Source organism: Pedococcus sp. 5OH_020, from assembly GCF_027812955.1.
Lineage (GTDB): Bacteria > Actinomycetota > Actinomycetes > Actinomycetales > Dermatophilaceae > Pedococcus.
This window is the reverse complement of sequence record NZ_JAPYZV010000002.1, coordinates 276,609-294,804: the sequence shown is the minus strand read 5'-3', so window position 1 is coordinate 294,804 and position 18,196 is coordinate 276,609. Positions and strand designations below refer to the sequence as shown.

Here is an 18,196-nt window from a genome sequence, read left to right as displayed (position 1 = left end):
CTCTCGTGCCTGGTGCTGGGAACAATCCGCGGGCGCCGAAAGTTGAGCCTGATGAACTCAAGTTCGACGTGCCGGATTTGCCACGCGGCGTACGGCGTCCTAACTTGAGTCGAGACAACTCAACCCCAGCAGCACAGGAGAGATCACCATGGCACGTGCGGTCGGCATCGACCTCGGTACCACCAACTCGGCTGTCGCCGTCCTCGAGGGCGGCGAGCCCACCATCATCGCCAACGCGGAGGGGGGTCGCACCACCCCGTCCGTCGTCGCCTTCTCCAAGGGGGGCGAGGTGCTGGTCGGCGAGATCGCGAAGCGCCAGGCCGTCACCAACGTCGAACGCACCATCCGCTCCGTGAAGCGCCACATCGGGACCGACTGGAAGTCCCCGGAGATCGACGGCAAGCGCTACACCGCCCAGGAGATCAGCGCGCGCATCCTGCAGAAGCTCAAGCGCGACGCGGAGTCCTACCTCGGCGAGAACGTCACCGACGCGGTCATCACCGTGCCGGCGTACTTCGACGACCACGAGCGCCAGGCCACCAAGGAGGCCGGCGAGATCGCGGGCCTGAACGTCCTGCGCATCATCAACGAGCCCACCGCCGCGGCGCTGGCGTACGGCCTCGACAAGGGCAAGGAGGACGAGCTGATCCTCGTCTTCGACCTCGGTGGCGGCACCTTCGACGTCTCGCTGCTCGAGGTGGGAAAGGACCCCGAGGACGGCTTCTCCACGATCCAGGTGAAGGCCACCTCCGGTGACAACCAGCTCGGTGGGGACGACTGGGACGAGCGCATCGTCAACCACCTGCTGAGCACCGTCCGGAACACCTCAGGGGTGGACCTCGCCAAGGACAAGATCGCGATGCAGCGGCTGCGTGACGCCGCCGAGCAGGCCAAGAAGGAGCTCTCCAGCTCCACGTCGACCAACGTGAGCCTGCAGTACCTCTCCATGTCGGAGAACGGCCCGATCCACCTCGAGGAGACGATCAGCCGGGCGCAGTTCGAGCAGATGACCAAGGACCTGCTCGACCGGACCCGCCAGCCGTTCCAGAACGTCATCAAGGACGCCGGCATCTCGCTGTCCGACATCGACCACGTGGTCCTCGTCGGTGGCTCGACCCGCATGCCCGCCGTCTCGGCCCTGGTCAAGGAGCTCACCGGCGGCAAGGAGCCCAACAAGGGCGTCAACCCCGACGAGGTCGTCGCTGTGGGGGCCTCGCTCCAGGCCGGTGTCCTCAAGGGCGAGCGCAAGGACGTGCTGCTCATCGACGTCACGCCGCTGAGCCTGGGCATCGAGACCAAGGGTGGTCTGTTCACCAAGCTCATCGAGCGCAACACGGCGATCCCGACCAAGCGTTCCGAGGTCTTCTCGACGGCGGAGGACAACCAGCCCAGCGTGCTGATCCAGGTGTTCCAGGGTGAGCGCGAGATCGCTCAGCACAACAAGCAGCTCGGTACGTTCGAGCTCACCGGGATCGCGCCCGCCCCGCGGGGCGTGCCGCAGATCGAGGTCACCTTCGACATCGACGCCAACGGCATCGTGAACGTGTCCGCCAAGGACCGGGGCACCGGCCAGGAGCAGAAGATCACCATCTCGGGCGGGTCCGCGCTCCCCAAGGAGGACATCGAGCGCATGGTTCGGGAGGCCGAGGAGCACGCCGAGGAGGACCGCAAGCGGCGCGAGGAGACCGAGGCGCGCAACACGGCCGAGCAGCTCGTCTACTCGACCGAGAAGTTCCTTGCCGACAACGCGGACAAGCTGCCGGCCGACGGCCGCGGTGAGGTCGATGCCGCGCTGGCCGACCTGAAGGGGGCCCTCAAGCCCGAGTCCGGTGCCACCGCAGAGGACATCTCGACCAAGAGCGCCACGCTGTCGCAGGAGTCGCAGAAGCTGGGCACGGCGATGTATGCCGCGGCCAGCGAGGCGGAGCAGGGCGGTGCCTCGGCTGACGGCTCCGGCACGGCCGGTGGCCCCGGAGCCTCCGGATCGGCCTCCGGCTCGGCCCCGGACGACGTCGTCGACGCCGAGGTCGTCGAGGACGACGAGGAGAAGAAGTGACCGAGCGCAACGTCGCTTCGCAGGATGCCGAGGAGGTGGTGGGCGCGGACAGCACCGTGCCCACCACTGCCGAGGCGCAGACACCTTCGCAGGACCCCGACACCGGAGCCGACCAGGTCCAGGCCGAGCAGGAGGCCGTGGCCGCGCAGGAGCCCAGCGGAGACGGTTCGGCCGCGGGCGCGCCGCCCGCTGCCGCGGGTGCAGCGGCGCCTGCCGACGACGCTTCGCCCCTCGCTGAGGCCTCCCCCGTCGCGGACGACACGGCACTGGCCGCCGAGCGGCTCGCCGACCTGCAGCGGCTGCAGGCCGAGTACGTCAACTACAAGCGGCGGGTGGACCGCGACCGCGCCGTGGTGCAGGAGCGTGCTGCGCAGTCCGTCGTGGAGGCGCTGCTCCCGGTCCTGGACGACATCCACGCGGCTCGCGAGCATGGCGACCTCGAGGGCGGCCCGTTCGCGGCGATCGCCGACAAGCTGGAGACCACCCTGGGCAAGTTCGGCCTCGAGAGGTACGGCGCCGTCGGGGAGGAGTTCGACCCCTCGTTGCACGAGGCGTTGATGCACACGGCGTGGCCACAGGACGAGTCGGTGGCCTCGACCGGCTCCACCACCGTCGTACAGGTGCTCCAGCCGGGGTACCGGGCTGGTGAGCGGATCCTGCGCGCGGCGCGGGTCGCCGTGGCGGATCCCGAGTGACCCCACCATCATCGCGGCCAGAGGACAGCTGAAGGGAGGACGTCGACATGGCTAGCCAGGACTGGTTCGAGAAGGACTTCTACGCGATCCTCGGCGTCCCCCAGGACGCCGACGACGCGGCGATCAAGAAGGCCTACCGCAAGCTGGCTCGCAAGTACCACCCTGACCAGAACGCCGGGGACAGCTCAGCGGAGCAACGGTTCAAGGAGATCGGCGAGGCGCACTCCGTCCTCTCCGACCCCGAGCAGAGGCGGGAGTACGACGCCGTGCGCCAGATGGCACGCGGCGGAGCCCGCTTCACGGCAGGCGGGCCCGGTGGTGCCGCGGGCGGCTTCGAGGACATCTTCTCCACGATGTTCGGCGGCGGCGGGGGCGGCGGGAGTGCAGGAGGCCCACGGGTCCGGTACTCCACGGGCGGCTCCGCCCAGCCGGACCTCGAGGACCTCCTCGGAGGCATGTTCGGCGGGGGCGGTTCGGGCTACGGCGGCACGGGGTTCCGCGCCCCGACCGGGCCCCGTCGCGGGGCCGACCTCAGCGCCCGGACCACCCTGTCGTTCCGCGACGCGGTGGAAGGTGCCACGGTGACTCTGGGCACCAACGGTGGCGGGCAGATCACCACGCGCATCCCGGCGGGCGTCAAGGACGGCCAGAAGATCCGGCTCCGTGGGAAGGGCCAGCCCGGAGAGGCAGGCGCGCCGGCGGGCGACCTCATCCTGACGGTCAGCGTCGAGCAGCACCCGGTGTTCGGTCGTGACGGCGACAACCTCACCGTCGACCTGCCCGTGACCTTCGCTGAGGCGGCGCTCGGCGCCACGGTCTCGGTCCCCACGCTCGACGGTGAGCCCGTCAAGGTCCGCATCCCGGCCGGGACTCCCAGCGGGAGGGTGCTGCGGCTCAAGGGCCGCGGCGTACCGAAGAAGGACAAGCCGGGCGACCTGCTCGTCCGGGTGAGCGTGGTGGTGCCGCAGAGACTCTCGGACGAGGCGAAGGCAGCGGTCGAGACCTTGCGGGACGAGGACCGGGGACACGACCCGCGAGCCGAGCTGTTCGCCAACTCCAGGAGGTGACGACCGGTGTCAGAAGCGCTCGGAGGCGCTGCCGAGGACGACGCGCCGACGTACGTGATCTCCGTGGCGGCGACGCTCGCCGGCATGCACGCCCAGACCCTGCGGCAGTACGACCGCCTGGGCCTGGTGACGCCCTCCCGCACCCGCGGTGGGGGCCGTCGCTACTCAGGACGGGACGTCGCGCTGCTCCGTGAGGTGCAGCGCCTCTCCCAGCAGGGGGTCAGCCTCGCGGGCATCCAGCGGATCCTCGAGCTGGAGAACCAGGTCTCGGCGCTGCAGGGGCGAGTCCAGGAGCTGCACCGAGAGCTCGAGCGGGCTCGGGCCTCGGCGGGCGGCGGGGCGGTTCCGCGCGTGTTCGCCGTCGGGCCCACGGGGGATGTCATCGCGCTGCGCGCAGGGGAACGTCCTCGCTCGACGCGCAACCAGGCCCTCGTGGTCTGGCGGCCCACCTCCTGAGGTGTTGGCTGCATACTCGCGTCATGAGTGAGCACCTGTTGGTCTTCCCCGACCGTGCGACTGCGGAGGACGTCGCGGCGGAGCTGGCCGAGGAGGGTTTCACCGAGGTCCGCGTCATCCGGGAGGCTCTCGCGGGAGAGGACGACTCCGAGGCCCACGAGTGGGGGGTGCACGTGGTCGAGCCGATGGTCGCCGACGAGTCCGGCCCTGTCGAAGGGGGTCTTCGCGAGCGGTTCAGCGCGCTGGCGCGGGAGCGAGGTGGCTGGTACGACCCCGAGCCCGCGCCCCCGGTCCTCTGACTGGGGCTGTCGGTCGGCGGGGGTTTCCCCCCGCGCTGTCAGACCCGGCGCAGCTCCAGGAAGTACTCCACCTGGATCGCCCCGAGCACCGCGCGCTCGAACGCCCGGATGTGGTGCCGCTCGGGGTCGCGGTAGACCCGTGGCTGCCCACACCGCACGAGCGTCCCGCGAGTCTCGACGACGCACTCCCCGGCGGCGAGCACGTTCCTCACCCAGTCGGTCTCTGGACCGTACGTCAGGGCGACGACGTACCCGCCGGGCTTGGGGAAGAGGTTCACGGGCGTCTGGAACTCGCGGCCCGAGCGACGTCCACGGTGGTGGATCACCGCGAAGCCCGGGAGGTGGCGCAGCAGCGGCCGGGTGAGGTGGTTCAGCGCCACCTTGTTGAGCCGGCCGACCGCTCGAGGGATCGGCATGGCCCCACCGTATGCCGTCCTGCCGCCGGCCGACGAGCTTGCAGCACAAGGTTGAGCGGAATACGCTCAACTTTGTCGCGGTTGTCCCCAGTGAACCCCATCCCCTCGACCGCAGGAGATCACACCCCATGGAGCTCAAGCCCACTGCCAAGGTGGGAGAGGCCCTGGCCCTGGCCCAACGTGAGGCGCAGAGCAACGGCCACCCCGAGATCACGCCCGCCCACCTCGCCCTTGCCCTGACCGAGCAGCCGGACACCACGACGGATGCTCTGCTCACCGCTGGGGGTACCACGACGGCCGCCTTCGCGACGGCCGCTCGGCAGGCCCTGTCCACCCTCCCCCGCACCGCCGGCACGTCAGTCGCCACGCCAGGCCTCGGCCAGCAGGCGCTGGCTGTGCTACAGCACGCCACCACGCTCATGCAGGCCATGGGTGACACCTTCCTGTCAACGGACGTGCTGCTCCTGGCGCTGCTGGAGAAGAACGCCGTCAAGGTGAAGGTCGACGCCAAAGCCGTCGAGGCGCAGATCCCCGTGCTCCGTGGTGGTCACAAGGTCACCACCGAGAACCCCGAGGCGACCTCGGAGGCGCTCGCCAAGTACGGCACCGACCTCACCCAGGCGGCTCGCGACGGCAAGCTCGACCCCGTCATCGGCCGTGACGCGGAGATCCGGCGGGTCGTACAGGTGCTGTCACGGCGTACCAAGAACAACCCCGTCCTCATCGGCGAGCCCGGCGTCGGCAAGACCGCCGTGGTGGAGGGTCTGGCCCAGCGCATCGTCGACGGTGACGTCCCGGAGTCCTTGCGCGACAAGCGGCTGGTCAGCCTCGACCTCAGTGCCATGGTCGCCGGTGCCAAGTACCGCGGTGAGTTCGAGGAGCGCCTCAAGGCGGTCCTCGAGGAGATCAAGGAGAGCAACGGCCAGATCGTCACCTTCATCGACGAGCTGCACACCGTCGTCGGTGCCGGCGCCACCGGCGAGGGCGCCATGGACGCCGGCAACATGCTCAAGCCCCTCCTGGCACGCGGCGAGCTCCGTATGGTCGGTGCCACCACGCTCGACGAGTACCGCCAGCACATCGAGAAGGACCCCGCACTCGAGCGGCGGTTCCAGCAGGTGTTCGTCGGCGAGCCGTCGGTCGAGGACACCATCGCGATCCTGCGAGGCCTCAAGGAGCGCTACGAGGCTCACCACAAGGTGGAGATCGAGGATGCCGCGCTGGTCGCGGCGGCGTCCCTGTCCGACCGCTACATCAGCGGCCGCCAGCTCCCCGACAAGGCGATCGACCTTGTCGACGAGGCGGCGTCGCGGCTGCGCATGGAGATCGACTCCAGCCCGGTCGAGATCGACGAGCTCCGCCGTGCCGTCGACCGGCTCAAGATGGAGGAGCTGCACCTGGAGCGCGAGACAGACGAGGCGTCCGTGGAGCGTCTGTCCCGGCTCCGCGAGGACCTGGCCAACAAGTCGGAGGAGCTGGCCGCCCTCAACGCCCGCTGGGAGGCCGAGAAGTCGGGGCTCAACCGGGTCGGCGACCTCAAGACCCGCATCGACGAGGCGCGCACGCGGCTGGAGAAGGCGCGCCGCGAGTACGACTTCGAGACCGCGAGCCGGATCGAGTACGGCGAGATCCGCGACCTGGAGGCGCAGCTCGCGGAGGCGACGGAGGCCGAGGTGACCCGTCACGAGGCCGACCTCATGGTCAAGGAGCGCGTCGGCGCGGACGACATCGCGGAGGTGATCTCGGCGTGGACCGGCATCCCGGCCGGCCGGCTGCTCCAGGGGGAGACCGAGAAGCTGCTGTCAATGGAGTCCATCATCGGCTCCCGGCTCATCGGGCAGACCGCCGCGGTCCGGGCGGTGTCCGACGCCGTACGGCGCTCCCGCGCCGGGCTGTCGGACCCGAACCGGCCGACCGGCTCCTTCCTCTTCCTCGGCCCCACCGGCGTCGGGAAGACGGAGCTCGCCAAGGCGCTCGCCGACTTCCTCTTCGACGACGAGCGGGCCATGGTCCGGATCGACATGAGCGAGTACTCCGAGCGCCACGCCGTCGCGCGCCTCATCGGAGCGCCGCCCGGCTACGTCGGCTACGAGGAGGGCGGCCAGCTGACAGAGGCCGTCCGACGCCGGCCGTACTCGGTGGTGCTTCTGGACGAGGTCGAGAAGGCCCACCCCGAGACGTTCGACATCCTGCTCCAGGTGCTCGACGACGGGCGGCTCACCGACGGCCAGGGTCGGACCGTCGACTTCCGCAACGTCATGCTCGTGATGACGAGCAACCTCGGCAGCCAGTTTCTCGTCGACCCGACGATGGAGGAGTCGGCGAAGCGTGAGGCGGTGATGGGAGTCGTCAGGGCGAGCTTCAAGCCGGAGTTCCTCAACCGGCTGGACGAGGTCGTCATCTTCGACGCCCTCACTTCGGAGGAGCTGGCCAGCATCGTGGAGCTGCAGGTGCGTGAGCTCGCCGGCCGGCTGCTCGACCGCCGGATCACTCTGGAGGTGACGGAGGCGGCGCGGGAGTGGCTCGCCATCACCGGCTACGACCCCGCGTACGGCGCCCGCCCGCTGCGCCGCTTGGTGCAGAAGGAGATAGGCGACCGACTCGCCACTGCCGTCCTCTCCGGAGAGGTGCGCGACGGCGACACGGTCCTCATCGACCGGGACGAGCTCGCGGACCATCTGGTGGTGCGCAGCGCGGAGCGGGTTGCCTGAGGCGACGAGAAAGCCACCCGAAAGTGCGCCGTCCCGTCCCGGGACGGCGCACTTTCGCGTCGCGGCGGGACGCGCCTCGTGATGGCATAAGGCCCATGGGTGGACAAGCAGAGCTGGACCGGCGTCCCGAGGGCGTGACCGACGCGACCGTGCGCGCGGTGGCCAAGGTGAGCGAGGCGTTCGAAGCCGTGGAGGAGCTGCGGGGCAGGCTGTACGGCGTGCATCGCCTCGTGGGCATCGCGGACTTTGCCCTGGGGGAGGCGTGCGCGCTGCTCCGCGACGCTGGTCATCGCGAGCTCGCGGACCAGCTGGAGCAGGAGGTCGTCGGACGCAACCTCATCCCCGGCCACTGGACCTTCCAGATCGTGGAGGAGTTCGACGACGGCTACTACGCCGACTTCCGCAGGCTCGAGAAGGCCGTCCGGGACGAGCTGGTGCAGGGCCGACGCCATGTCTACGAGTCGGGGCTGAAGCAGGACCGCCGTACCGAGGGTCTCCCCGGTCACGAGGCCACGCCGGAGGACGTGCGGTAAGGGCGTAGGACCCCGCTCGCTCTCCTCGGCCTAGGATCCCCAGCGGTGGCCGAGGAGCGGTCGTTGTGGTCGGGTGAGGTCCATGCGCGTCACGGACACCAGCGACCTGTGGTGGAAGACGGCCGTCATCTACTGCGTCGATGTGGAGACCTTCTACGACTCCGACGGGGACGGCGTCGGTGACCTGAGGGGCCTCGCGGACCGCATCGACTACCTGGCGGAGCTGGGGGTCACCTGCCTGTGGCTCATGCCGTTCTACCCGACCCCCAGCCGCGACGACGGCTACGACGTCGTCGACTTCTACGGCGTCGACCGGCGCCTCGGTGACCACGGCCAGCTCGTCGAGGTCATCCGGACGGCCAAGGACCGGGGGCTGCGCGTGATCGCCGACCTGGTCATCAACCACACCTCGGACCAGCACCCGTGGTTCAAAGCGGCCCGACGCAGTACGACCAACGACCACCGTGACTTCTACGTCTGGCGCTCCGACCCGCCCCCCGACACCTCGGGCCAGGTCGTGTTCCCCGACAAGGAGGACAGCATCTGGGCCAAGGACGACCGGACGGGAGAGTGGTACCTGCACCACTTCTACTCGTACCAGCCCGACCTCAACACGGCGCACCGCGAGGTGCGGGACGAGCTCGCGCGGGTGATGGGTTTCTGGACCCAGCTCGGCCTCGACGGCTTCCGCGTCGACGCCGTGCCCTTCTTCGTCGACGACGTGGAGAGCAAGGGCGGCAGCGCGGACCACCCCGAGGTGCCGGCCGACCCCCATCAGCATCTGCGCGACCTGCGGGCGTTCCTCAACCGCCGCAAGGGAGACGCGATCCTGCTCGGTGAGGTGAACATCCCGCCCGAGGACCAGAGGAAGTACTTCGGGGGGGACGAGGGCAACGAGCTGCACATGATGTTCGACTTCCTGGCGATGCAGACCTTCTACCTGTCGATGGCGCGCGAGGACGTCAGTCCGCTGGTCCGGGCTCTTCGCAGCCGCCCCCGGATCCACCCCCTGTGCCAGTGGGCGACCTTCGTGCGCAACCACGACGAGCTGACCCTCGACAAGCTCTCGCAGGAGGAGCGACAGGAGGTCTTCGACGCCTTCGGACCGGAGCCCGAGATGCAGATCTACGGTCGGGGCCTCAAGCGCCGGCTGCCGCCGATGCTGGGCGGCGACCCGCGCCGGGTCCGGATGGCCTACAGCCTCCTGTTCTCGCTGCCCGGGACGCCGACGATCTTCTACGGGGAGGAGATCGGGATGGGGGAGGACCTCGAAGCCGAGGGACGGATGGCGGTACGGACCCCGATGCAGTGGACGGACGGCCTCAACGGCGGCTTCTCGACGGCGCGGCCAGGCCGTCTCGTCAGCCGGCCGACGCCCGGTGGCTACGGCCCCCAGCACGTCAACGCGGCACAGCAGCGGCGCGACCCGGACTCGCTGTGGACCTTCATGCACGCCCTCATCAGGGCCTACCGCCAGTGTCCGGAGCTCGGCTGGGGCGAGATGGAGCTCCTGGAGCAGCCGTACCGTCAGGTGCTTGCCCACGTGAGCCGTTGGGACGACGCCGCTGTCCTGACCGTCCACAACCTGGGGGCCGAGCCGGTGTCCGTGGACCTGGTGCTGCCCGACGCCGACGTCCGGCTGGTGGACCTGCTCGCTGACGGGCAGGAGCAGACCGACGAGGGAGGTCGGGTGTCGCTGGCTCTGCAGGGGTACGGCTACCGGTGGCTCCGGGTCCACCCCCGGGGGTCGGCGAGGCTCCCCTGACGGTCAGGCCTCCAGCTGCACGACGACCGGAGCGTGGTCGGAGGCGCCCTTGCCCTTGCGCTCCTCGCGGTCGATGGCTGCTCCGCTCACCCGCTCGGCGAAGGCCGGCGACCCGAGGACGAAGTCGATCCGCATGCCGCGCCGCTTCTGGAAGGCGAGCATGGTGTAGTCCCAGTAGGTGTACGTCCCCGGTCCCGGGGTGTGCGGGCGGACCACGTCGACGTAGCCGGCGTCGAGGATGCCCTGGAAGGCCGCACGCTCTCCTGGCGAGACATGGCTCTTGTCGAGGTAGTACGACATGGACCAGACGTCGTCGTCCTGGGGCGCGATGTTCCAGTCGCCCATGATCACGGCCTGCTGCCCGTCCGCGGCCCATCGCCGGGCCTGCGCCCCCAGGGCCTCCAGCCAGGAGAGCTTGTACTCCATGTGCGGGTCGCGGATGTTGCGGCCGTTGGGCACGTAGACCGACGTCACGTGGATGCCGCCGCACGTCGCCGACAGCGCCCGTGCCTCCACCACGGGTGGCTCTCCCCAGGCCGGCGCCCCAGCGAAGGCCGGGGTCACCGCGCCCAGCCCCACGCGAGAGAGGATGGCGACCCCGTTCCAGTGGTTGAAGCCGTGGTGCGCCACCTCGTACCCCAGGGCCTGCAACCGCTCGAAGGGGAACTGCGCGTCCGTCGCCTTCGTCTCCTGGATCGCCAGGACGTCCACGTCGCTGCGCTGGAGCCAGGCCTCGACGCGGTCGATGCGCGAGCGGATCGAGTTGACGTTCCAGGTGGCGATACGCACGGGGGTAACCCTATGCGGACGCGCCTAGAGTGACGGCATGAGCACCGCCCTCGTCACCGGGGCCACGGCCGGCATCGGCCTGTCCTTCGTCCACCAGCTCGCCGAGCGAGGGCACGACGTCGTGCTGGTCGCCCGGGACCGTGCGCGCCTCGAGAACGTCTCCGACGAGCTCCGCGCGACGTATGGCGTGGGCACCGAGATCCTGGTGGCCGACCTCTCCGACCGCGCCGACACGGGGAAGGTGGCGGAGCGGCTCGCCGACCAGGCGCGCCCCGTGGACCTGCTCGTCAACAACGCGGGGTACTCGTTGAAGAGGCGGTTCCTCGACAACGACATCAGCGAGGAGGAGGCGGTCTTCGACGTCCTGGCCCGTGCCGTCCTGGTGCTGTCGCATGCCGCGGCCAACGCGATGCGCAGGCGCGGCCACGGCGCGATCGTGAACGTCTCGTCGGTGGCCTCGTTCATCGCCTCGGGTCCGTACTCCGCGGAGAAGGCTTTCGTCACGGTCCTCACCGAAGCCCTGTCCACGGAGCTGGCCGGGTCCGGGGTCACGGCGACAGCCCTGTGCCCCGGGTTCACCCGAACGGAGTTCCACCAGCGCGCCGGCCTCAACATGTCGAGCCTGCCGAAGTTCCTGTGGCTGGACAGTGGCCGCCTCGTCCGGGAATGCCTCGACGACGTGGCGCGCGGCAAGGTCGTGTCCGTGCCCGGGTGGCAGTACAAGCTCGTCGTCGCCGCCCTGCGCCTCATCCCCCGCCAGGTGGTCCGGGCTCGGGCGCGGACGGTTCACCGACCCAAGGGCTGAGGTCCGGCATCGGACCGCACAGAGGTGGCGCCCGCTCCGTGGTCCGGACGGCCAGGGCGAGCCCCCTGGGCCGCTAGCGACCCCGCGGCCCTCGCTAGGCTGGCCGACCGTGACCGACACCGCCTCCGCCCGCGCCCGCCTCCTGGAGATCGTCAAGGACAAGGCCATCGTCCACGGCAGGGTGACCCTCTCGTCCGGACGGGAGGCCGACTACTACGTCGACCTCCGTCGCATCACCCTCGACGGCGAGGCAGCACCACTGGTGGGCCAGGTCATGCGGGACCTCGTGGCGGACCTCGACTTCGACGCCGTCGGCGGCCTGACCCTGGGTGCGGACCCGGTCGCCGCCGCCGTCCTCCATGCCAGCGCAGCGGCCGGGGACCGCAAGGACGCCTTCGTCGTCCGGAAGGCCGGCAAGGCGCACGGGCTCCAGCAGCGCATCGAAGGGCCGTCGATCTCGGGACGCCGGGTGGTCATCGTCGAGGACACCTCCACGACCGGGACGTCTCCGCTGGAAGCGGCCACGGCAGCGCGCGAGGCGGGGGCCGAGGTGGTGGCCGTGGCAACCATCGCGGACCGGGCGACGGGCGCCGCCGAGAAGTTCGCCGAGGCAGGGCTGGAGTACCGCTACGTCTACGGGCTGGACGAGCTCGGGCTGGCGTGACGGGGTGGCACCGACGAGCTGCCACAGAGAGCGGGGAGCGGCGCGTCGGCTCCACTAGGATCGCGTGCACCACCAAGGCCGGACCGGCACCGCCAGGACACACCAGAGCACAGGAGCCCGCGCATGACCACGTGGATCGTCATCGGCGCTGTCGTCGCGCTCGTCGTGCTCTTCCTGCTCTGGGCGGTCGCGGTCTACAACGGTCTGGTCAGGCTGCGGAACCTCGTCCAGGAGGCCTGGCGCCAGATCGACGTCGAGCTGAAGCGCAGACACGACCTCATCGGGAACCTGGTGCAGACGGTCAAGGGCTACGCCGCGCACGAGCGGGGCACCCTCGAGGACGTCATGCGTGCTCGGTCGGCCGCGATGGCTGGTGGCCAGTCACCGGCCCAGCAGGCCCAGAGCGAGGGTCTGCTGTCCCAGGCACTCGGGCGCCTCATCGCTGTGGCCGAGGCCTATCCCGACCTCAAGGCCAACCAGAACTTCATGGCTCTCCAGCAGGAGCTCACCTCCACCGAGGACCGCATCGCCTCGGCACGGCGGTACTACAACGCCACAGTCCGTGAGCTCAACACCAAGGTCGAGACCGTGCCGTCCAACGTCGTGGCGAACCTCTTCGGCATCCGTCAGGCCGAGTACTTCGAGGCTGAGGGCCGGGAGCGGGAGCCGGTCAAGGTCGACTTCCGAGAGCCCTGACGTCGCTCATGGACGCACCCATAATGGCGACCGGGCTGCGCAAGAGGTACGGGGACCGTGCCGCGCTGGACGGCATCGACCTACGGATCGAGCGCGGTGAGGTGTTCGCCCTGCTCGGCCCCAACGGCGCCGGCAAGACCACCGCAGTGGAGATTCTCGAGGGCTTCCGGCACCGAGACGGCGGCGAGGTCACCGTCCTCGGTGAGGACCCGGAGCGAGCCGGTCTGGCCTGGCGCGACCGGCTCGGCGTCGTCCTCCAGACCTCCTCCGGCCTGGACCTGCTGACGGTCCGGGAAGCGGTGCGGTCCACCGCCCGGGCGTACTCGCGTCCACGCCAGGTGGACGAGGTGATCGCAGCGGTCGGGCTGGCGGACAGGGCGCAGGACAGGATCGGCCGGCTCAGCGGAGGACAACGGCGTCGGGTCGACGTCGCCCTGGGCATCGTGGGCAGCCCCGAGCTGCTCTTTCTCGACGAGCCCACGACCGGTTTCGACCCCGAGGCCCGAAGACAGTTCTGGGAGCTCATCACCTCGCTGGCCGAGAGCGGGACCACGATCCTGCTGACGACCCACTACCTTGACGAGGCGGAGCACCTCGCCGACCGGGTCGGGGTCATCGCGGCGGGTCGCATGCTGGCCGTCGACACGCCCTCGAACCTCGGCGGACGGGCCTCGTCCGAGGCGGCGGTGAGCTGGGACGAGGCGGGCACGCGGCATACCGAGCGGACCAGCACGCCCACCGAGGCGGTCGCTCGGCTCGCGTCGCGGCTGGGCGGGGAGATCCCCCGGCTGACCGTGACCAGGCCCACTCTGGAGGACACCTACCTCACGCTGATCGCGCCACACGTGAACACCTCGGCGGCCGAGCCGCACGAGGAGGACGTCCACGCATGAGGGCACTCTCGATCGGCTGGGACCGGACGGTCCTGGAGCTGAAGATGTACTTCCGGGAAAGGGAGGCGGTGTTCTTCTCGTTCGCCTTCCCCATCGTCATGCTCTCGATGTTCTCGGTGATCTTCGCTGGGCAGGACTTCGACAAGGCCTCCGGCGTCAATGCGGCGCGCTTCTTCCTGCCCGGCATGGTGGCTGCCGGGGTGATGCTCACCAGCTTCCAGTCGGTGGCGCTCAGCGTCTCGGCCGAGCGCGACGACGGCACCCTCAAGCGGCTGCGCGCGACGCCCATGCCACCCGTCGCCTACTTCCTCGGCAAGGTCGGCCTCGTGGCCGTCACCTCCATAGCCCAGTTCGGCCTGCTGCTCGCCCTCTCCGGTGTCGCCTTCGACGTGCGGCTGCCGACGGACCTCGGGCACTGGACGACGTTCGTCTGGGTGTTCCTGCTCGGCGTCGGGTGCGGGACCGTCCTGGGGATCGCGTACTCGTCGGTCGCCACCTCGGCGCGTTCCGCCGGGGCTGTCGTCATCGCCCCCATGCTCATCCTGCAGTTCATCTCCGGCGTCTACTTCGCGTTCACCGACCTGCCCGAGTGGCTGAAGCAGGTGGCCTCCCTGTTCCCGCTCAAGTGGGTCGCTCAGGGCATGCGCTCGGTGTTCTTCCCCGAACACTGGCAGAGCCAGGAGATGGCCGGTACGTGGGAGCCCGGCCGGACCGCGCTCGTGCTCGCCGCCTGGCTGCTGGCAGGCCTGGTGCTGTGCGCGCGCACCTTCCGCTGGACCCGACGCGGCACCAGCTAGCGGGGCCGGCGCTCAGGGGCGCCGGTCGGTCAGGTCCTGGACCGCCTCGCCGGTCTCCTCCGTTACCGTCTCGGAGGCCGTCGTCCCGCGCCGCGACCGGACCACCTCGATGGCCATCGGGATGACGGAGACGGCCACGATGGCCAGGATCGCCAGCTCGAGATGGTCCTTGAGGGCGGGGAAGCTGTTGCCGAGGAAGTACCCGAGCAGGGTGACGACGCACACCCAGAGCGCCGCTCCCACCCCGCTCCATACGAAGAAGTGACGGCGCTCCATGCGGCTGACACCGGCGACCACGGTGATGAAGGTCCGGACGACCGGCACGAACCGCCCCAGGACGAGCGCCTTGGCGCCGTGCCTCTCGAAGAACGCGTGGCTGTCGTCGAAGTACTTCTTCTTGAGGATCCGCCCGTCGCGCTCGTAGAGCGGGCGACCCGCAGCCCGGCCGATCTCGTAGCCGACGACGTTGCCGGCGAACGCCGCCACGCCCAACACCAGCAGCGCGACGACGAGGTTCATGCGGAGGTCCCCGCCACTGACGAACAGCCCGATGGCGAAGAGCAGCGAGTCCCCGGGAAGGACAGGGAAGAGCAACCCGCACTCCACGAAGACGATGGCGACGCTCACCCAGAAGAACTGCGATCCGAAGTGGTCGAGGAGCCACTGGGGGTCCATCCAGCTGGTGCCGAGGCTGTGCATCATCCGCTCAGGGTATGCCGTGGCCATCAGGCCATCCGAATCCTCACCTGAGCACCGCCTGAGAGGGCGTGGACAGGCAGACCACCTTGCCCAGGTCCTGCCACGCACGCCACGCCGTGGGCAACGTCAGCCGACGCGCGCATCGTCCTCGCCGTGCCGGCCGTAGGGTTGCGGCGTGGGCGAGGAGATCGGGGTGGGCCCCTGGCAGGGGGAATGGCCCGCAGGCGACCAGTGGGACCCCGAGCTCCTGCGCGACGGAGACCGTCGCAACGTGGTCGACGGCTACCGGTACTGGAGGCAGGAGGCGATCGTCGCCGACCTGGACTCCCGTCGCCACGACTTCCACGTCGCGGTGGAGAACTGGGGGCACGACTTCAACATCGGGTCGGTCATCCGCACAGCGAACGCCTTCAACGCCAAGGCCTTCCACGTCCTCGGCAGACGCCGCTGGAACCGTCGGGGCGCCATGGTCACCGACCGCTACCAGCACGAGTACCACCACGGCACGGTCGAGGAGCTGACGGAGTGGGCGGCGCGCGCGGGGGCGGAGCGCGGCGCCATACCGCTCATCGGCATCGACAACCTTCCGGGTTCGCGCCCGCTGGAGACCTACCCGCTGCCGCGCGAGTGCGTGCTGGTGTTCGGCCAGGAGGGTCCTGGCCTCTCGGACGCCATGCGCGCCGCCTGCGAGGTCGTCCTGCACATCGAGCAGTTCGGGTCCACGCGGTCCATCAACGCCGGGGCCGCCGCGGCGGTCGCCATGCATGCCTGGGTCCGCCGACACGTCTTCGGCCAGATCGCCGGGAGACAAGGCGCCGGAGGGCAGGTGCCGGAGGGTAATGCGCTGGACGGCCGACGTGCCCATCCGGTCCAATCGCTCGGTGACCCCTGACGAGCTTCTCGCGACGTTCCACCAGCAGATCCGCCTACGGGACCGCGACGCCGAGAGCGCCCACGTCGTGGAGCGCGACGGTCTGGTGCACCGTAACTACCCCGGCGACCCGGCTCAGCGAGGCGCGATGATCGAGAGTCCCGAGGGCCTGGGCGGGGACCCGGAACCGGCGATCGAGGCGCAGCGGCAGTTCTTCGCCGGCCGTGGGCAGACGGTCGAGTGGAAGACGTACTCCTACGACGAGCCGGCCGATCTCGGCCCACGTCTTGAGCGCGCAGGCTTCCAGGCCGAGGAGGTGGAGGCCCTGGTCCTCGGGGACCTCGCGGTCCTGGCCGGCCTGCCGGAGGTCGTGCCGGAGGGGCTGCGACTGCGTGCCATCACGGCGCCGGACCTCCCCGCCGTTGCCGCCTTCCAGGACGGCGTGTGGGGACCCGGGTCGTCGTGGGTGACCGAGAAGCACTTCGCCGAGCTGGCCGCCGACCTGGGACACATGCAGGGCTGTCTCGTGGAACGCGTCGAGGACGGGCTGGTCGTCACCGCGAGCTGGGTGCGGCTCACGCCGGACACCGACTTCTGTGGGCTGTGGGGCGGCTCCACGCTCGAGACCTATCGCCGCCAGGGGCTGTACCGCGCCAGCGTTGGCCACCGGGCGCGGCTGGCGCTCGCGCGAGGTGCTCGGTACGTGCGTGTGGACGCCTCGCCCCGGTCCCGTCCGATCCTGCAGCGGCTGGGCCTTCACCAGGTGGCGACCACGACGCCATACGTGCTGCACGGGTGACGCCACAGGTGGTGCCCGAGTGACCCAATGCGGTAAGTGCGGGCCGCACTCGCGCCACGAGCGGCGAGACACGGGTGTCCGCCGCCGCCGGCGACATGCAAGGATCGGCAGGACGTCACTGTCGAGTCCAAGGAGACATCCATGCCCATCGCCACCCCCGAGGTGTACGCCGACATGCTGGACCGCGCGAAGGCAGGGTCCTTCGCGTACCCCGCCATCAACGTCTCCTCCTCGCAGACGCTGAACGCGGCGATCCGCGGCTTCGCCGAGGCAGGCAGCGACGGCATCGTGCAGGTCTCCACCGGCGGCGCCGAGTACCTCTCGGGACCGACGGTCAAGGACATGGTCACGGGCTCGCTCGCGCTGGCGGCGTTCGCGCACGAGGTCGCCAAGAAGTACGACGTCAACATCGCCCTGCACACCGACCACTGCCCCCAGGACAAGCTGGACGGCTTCGTGCGGCCGCTCCTGGCGGCCAGCACGGACCGCGTCAGGTCGGCGGGCACGCCGTGGTTCCAGTCACACATGTGGGACGGGTCCGCCGTGCCGCTCGAGGAGAACCTGAAGATCGCCCGGGAGCTCCTCGACCTCTGCAAGGAGGCGCGGGTCATCCTGGAGATCGAGGTGGGCGTCGTCGGCGGCGAGGAGGACGGCGTCGCCAACGAGATCAACGACAAGCTGTACTCCACGCCCGAGGACGCCATCGCGACGGCCCAGGCCCTGGGTACCGGCGAGAACGGGTACTACATGACCGCCCTGACGTTCGGCAACGTCCACGGCGTCTACAAGCCGGGCAACGTGAAGCTGCGCCCCGAGGTTCTCAAGGCGGCGCAGGACGCGGTGCACCGTGAGCTGAAGACAGCCGACGACAAGCCGTTCCACCTCGTCTTCCACGGCGGCTCGGGCTCGTCGGCCGAGGAGATCGCCGCGGCGGTGGACTACGGCGTCGTGAAGATGAACATCGACACCGATACGCAGTACGCCTTCACCCGGCCGGTCGCCGGCTACATGCTGACCAACTACGCCGGGGTGCTCAAGGTGGACGGCGACGTCGGTAACAAGAAGCAGTACGACCCGCGCGCCTGGGGCAAGGAGGCAGAAGCCGGTATGGCGGCCCGCGTCGTCGAGGCCTGCGAGCACCTGCGGTCTGCCGGGAAGCACACCGCATGACCGTCTTGGCTCGGC

19 protein-coding genes are annotated in these 18,196 nt (G+C 70.0%); 16 read left to right on the top strand and 3 right to left on the bottom strand.

The window, feature by feature from the left end; genetic code table 11:
* Positions 1–148: 148 nt before the first annotated feature.
* The 5 genes from dnaK to PHA84_RS04875 are packed head-to-tail and all read left to right on the top strand — an operon-like array spanning position 149 to position 4,573.
* The gene (gene dnaK, locus PHA84_RS04895) at positions 149–2,056 is read left to right on the top strand and encodes a molecular chaperone DnaK (RefSeq protein ID WP_270886975.1); all 1,908 of its coding nucleotides are present in this window, start codon (positions 149–151) and stop codon (positions 2,054–2,056) included.
* On the top strand, positions 2,053–2,751 hold the full coding sequence (gene grpE, locus PHA84_RS04890; RefSeq protein ID WP_270886974.1) for a nucleotide exchange factor GrpE: 699 nt from the start codon (positions 2,053–2,055) through the stop codon (positions 2,749–2,751). Before dnaK ends, grpE begins: the two co-directional genes overlap by 4 nt.
* 47 nt (positions 2,752–2,798) lie before the next feature.
* A complete protein-coding gene (locus tag PHA84_RS04885; protein WP_270886973.1) occupies positions 2,799–3,818 on the top strand; it encodes a DnaJ C-terminal domain-containing protein in 1,020 nt (339 codons plus the stop codon).
* Between the two features lie 6 nt (positions 3,819–3,824).
* On the top strand, positions 3,825–4,274 hold the full coding sequence (locus PHA84_RS04880; protein ID WP_270886972.1) for a heat shock protein transcriptional repressor HspR: 450 nt from the start codon (positions 3,825–3,827) through the stop codon (positions 4,272–4,274).
* A gap of 23 nt (positions 4,275–4,297) precedes the next feature.
* Positions 4,298–4,573 (top strand): ribonuclease E inhibitor RraB, encoded by a 276-nt coding sequence (locus PHA84_RS04875; protein WP_270886971.1) that lies wholly within the window; start codon positions 4,298–4,300, stop codon positions 4,571–4,573.
* A gap of 38 nt (positions 4,574–4,611) precedes the next feature.
* Here PHA84_RS04875 and PHA84_RS04870 read toward each other — a convergent pair whose 3' ends face one another.
* Positions 4,612–4,989 carry a nitroreductase family deazaflavin-dependent oxidoreductase gene (locus tag PHA84_RS04870; protein ID WP_270886970.1) on the bottom strand — a complete coding sequence of 126 codons (378 nt, stop codon included), beginning with the start codon at positions 4,987–4,989 and terminating at the stop codon, positions 4,612–4,614.
* A gap of 128 nt (positions 4,990–5,117) precedes the next feature.
* Between PHA84_RS04870 and clpB the strand changes: the two genes are divergently transcribed.
* The 3 genes from clpB to PHA84_RS04855 all read left to right on the top strand — a co-directional run bounded on the left by clpB (position 5,118) and on the right by PHA84_RS04855 (position 9,998).
* A complete protein-coding gene (gene clpB / locus PHA84_RS04865) occupies positions 5,118–7,700 on the top strand; it encodes an ATP-dependent chaperone ClpB (protein WP_270886969.1) in 2,583 nt (860 codons plus the stop codon).
* 95 nt (positions 7,701–7,795) lie between these two features.
* On the top strand, positions 7,796–8,233 hold the full coding sequence (locus tag PHA84_RS04860) for a hypothetical protein (protein ID WP_270886968.1): 438 nt from the start codon (positions 7,796–7,798) through the stop codon (positions 8,231–8,233).
* Between the two features lie 82 nt (positions 8,234–8,315).
* The gene (locus tag PHA84_RS04855; RefSeq protein ID WP_270886967.1) at positions 8,316–9,998 is read left to right on the top strand and encodes an alpha-amylase family protein; all 1,683 of its coding nucleotides are present in this window, start codon (positions 8,316–8,318) and stop codon (positions 9,996–9,998) included.
* Positions 9,999–10,001: 3 nt separating this feature from the next.
* Here the strand turns inward: PHA84_RS04855 and PHA84_RS04850 are convergent, their stop codons facing one another.
* On the bottom strand, positions 10,002–10,787 hold the full coding sequence (locus tag PHA84_RS04850; RefSeq protein ID WP_270886966.1) for an exodeoxyribonuclease III: 786 nt from the start codon (positions 10,785–10,787) through the stop codon (positions 10,002–10,004).
* Between the two features lie 37 nt (positions 10,788–10,824).
* On the opposite strand from PHA84_RS04850, the gene PHA84_RS04845 reads away from it, so the two are divergent.
* The 5 genes from PHA84_RS04845 (at position 10,825) to PHA84_RS04825 (ending at position 14,642) form a co-directional block, all read left to right on the top strand.
* Positions 10,825–11,592: an SDR family NAD(P)-dependent oxidoreductase gene (locus tag PHA84_RS04845; RefSeq protein WP_270886965.1), complete on the top strand. Its 768-nt coding sequence runs from the start codon at positions 10,825–10,827 to the stop codon at positions 11,590–11,592.
* Positions 11,593–11,701: 109 nt separating this feature from the next.
* On the top strand, positions 11,702–12,256 hold the full coding sequence (gene pyrE, locus PHA84_RS04840) for an orotate phosphoribosyltransferase (RefSeq protein WP_270886964.1): 555 nt from the start codon (positions 11,702–11,704) through the stop codon (positions 12,254–12,256).
* A gap of 123 nt (positions 12,257–12,379) precedes the next feature.
* Entirely contained in the window at positions 12,380–12,952 is a 573-nt protein-coding gene (locus PHA84_RS04835) for a LemA family protein (protein WP_270886963.1), read from the top strand.
* An 8-nt stretch (positions 12,953–12,960) separates the two neighbouring features.
* Complete coding sequence (locus PHA84_RS04830; RefSeq protein ID WP_270886962.1) at positions 12,961–13,845, top strand: ABC transporter ATP-binding protein; 885 nt, start codon at positions 12,961–12,963, stop codon at positions 13,843–13,845.
* Positions 13,842–14,642, top strand: a complete 801-nt coding sequence (locus tag PHA84_RS04825; protein WP_270886961.1) for an ABC transporter permease — start codon at positions 13,842–13,844, stop codon at positions 14,640–14,642. Before PHA84_RS04830 ends, PHA84_RS04825 begins: the two co-directional genes overlap by 4 nt.
* Positions 14,643–14,654: 12 nt before the next feature.
* On the opposite strand, the gene PHA84_RS04820 is transcribed toward PHA84_RS04825, so the two are convergent.
* A complete protein-coding gene (locus PHA84_RS04820; RefSeq protein ID WP_270886960.1) occupies positions 14,655–15,368 on the bottom strand; it encodes a DedA family protein in 714 nt (237 codons plus the stop codon).
* 148 nt (positions 15,369–15,516) lie between these two features.
* Between PHA84_RS04820 and PHA84_RS04815 the strand changes: the two genes are divergently transcribed.
* From PHA84_RS04815 to fbaA, 3 genes are all read left to right on the top strand, one after another.
* Positions 15,517–16,233: a TrmH family RNA methyltransferase gene (locus PHA84_RS04815; RefSeq protein WP_270886959.1), complete on the top strand. Its 717-nt coding sequence runs from the start codon at positions 15,517–15,519 to the stop codon at positions 16,231–16,233.
* The gene (locus tag PHA84_RS04810; RefSeq protein ID WP_270886958.1) at positions 16,223–17,011 is read left to right on the top strand and encodes a GNAT family N-acetyltransferase; all 789 of its coding nucleotides are present in this window, start codon (positions 16,223–16,225) and stop codon (positions 17,009–17,011) included. Before PHA84_RS04815 ends, PHA84_RS04810 begins: the two co-directional genes overlap by 11 nt.
* Positions 17,012–17,152: 141 nt before the next feature.
* Positions 17,153–18,181 carry a class II fructose-bisphosphate aldolase gene (fbaA, locus tag PHA84_RS04805; RefSeq protein ID WP_270886957.1) on the top strand — a complete coding sequence of 343 codons (1,029 nt, stop codon included), beginning with the start codon at positions 17,153–17,155 and terminating at the stop codon, positions 18,179–18,181.
* Positions 18,182–18,196 lie beyond the last annotated feature (15 nt).

Bases quoted from the DNA above. Each gene is read 5' to 3' on its own strand.
- PHA84_RS04875 (WP_270886971.1), top strand. From the start codon at position 4,298: ATGAGTGAGCACCTGTTGGTCTTCCCCGACCGTGCGACTGCGGAGGAC.
- PHA84_RS04870 (WP_270886970.1), bottom strand. From the start codon at position 4,989: ATGCCGATCCCTCGAGCGGTCGGCCGGCTCAACAAGGTGGCGCTGAAC.
- PHA84_RS04820 (WP_270886960.1), bottom strand. From the start codon at position 15,368: ATGGCCACGGCATACCCTGAGCGGATGATGCACAGCCTCGGCACCAGC.
- PHA84_RS04885 (WP_270886973.1), top strand. From the start codon at position 2,799: ATGGCTAGCCAGGACTGGTTCGAGAAGGACTTCTACGCGATCCTCGGC.
- PHA84_RS04855 (WP_270886967.1), top strand. From the start codon at position 8,316: ATGCGCGTCACGGACACCAGCGACCTGTGGTGGAAGACGGCCGTCATC.
- PHA84_RS04860 (WP_270886968.1), top strand. From the start codon at position 7,796: ATGGGTGGACAAGCAGAGCTGGACCGGCGTCCCGAGGGCGTGACCGAC.
- PHA84_RS04845 (WP_270886965.1), top strand. From the start codon at position 10,825: ATGAGCACCGCCCTCGTCACCGGGGCCACGGCCGGCATCGGCCTGTCC.
- PHA84_RS04830 (WP_270886962.1), top strand. From the start codon at position 12,961: ATGGACGCACCCATAATGGCGACCGGGCTGCGCAAGAGGTACGGGGAC.
- PHA84_RS04825 (WP_270886961.1), top strand. From the start codon at position 13,842: ATGAGGGCACTCTCGATCGGCTGGGACCGGACGGTCCTGGAGCTGAAG.
- fbaA (WP_270886957.1), top strand. From the start codon at position 17,153: ATGCCCATCGCCACCCCCGAGGTGTACGCCGACATGCTGGACCGCGCG.
- PHA84_RS04835 (WP_270886963.1), top strand. From the start codon at position 12,380: ATGACCACGTGGATCGTCATCGGCGCTGTCGTCGCGCTCGTCGTGCTC.
- dnaK (WP_270886975.1), top strand. From the start codon at position 149: ATGGCACGTGCGGTCGGCATCGACCTCGGTACCACCAACTCGGCTGTC.
- clpB (WP_270886969.1), top strand. From the start codon at position 5,118: ATGGAGCTCAAGCCCACTGCCAAGGTGGGAGAGGCCCTGGCCCTGGCC.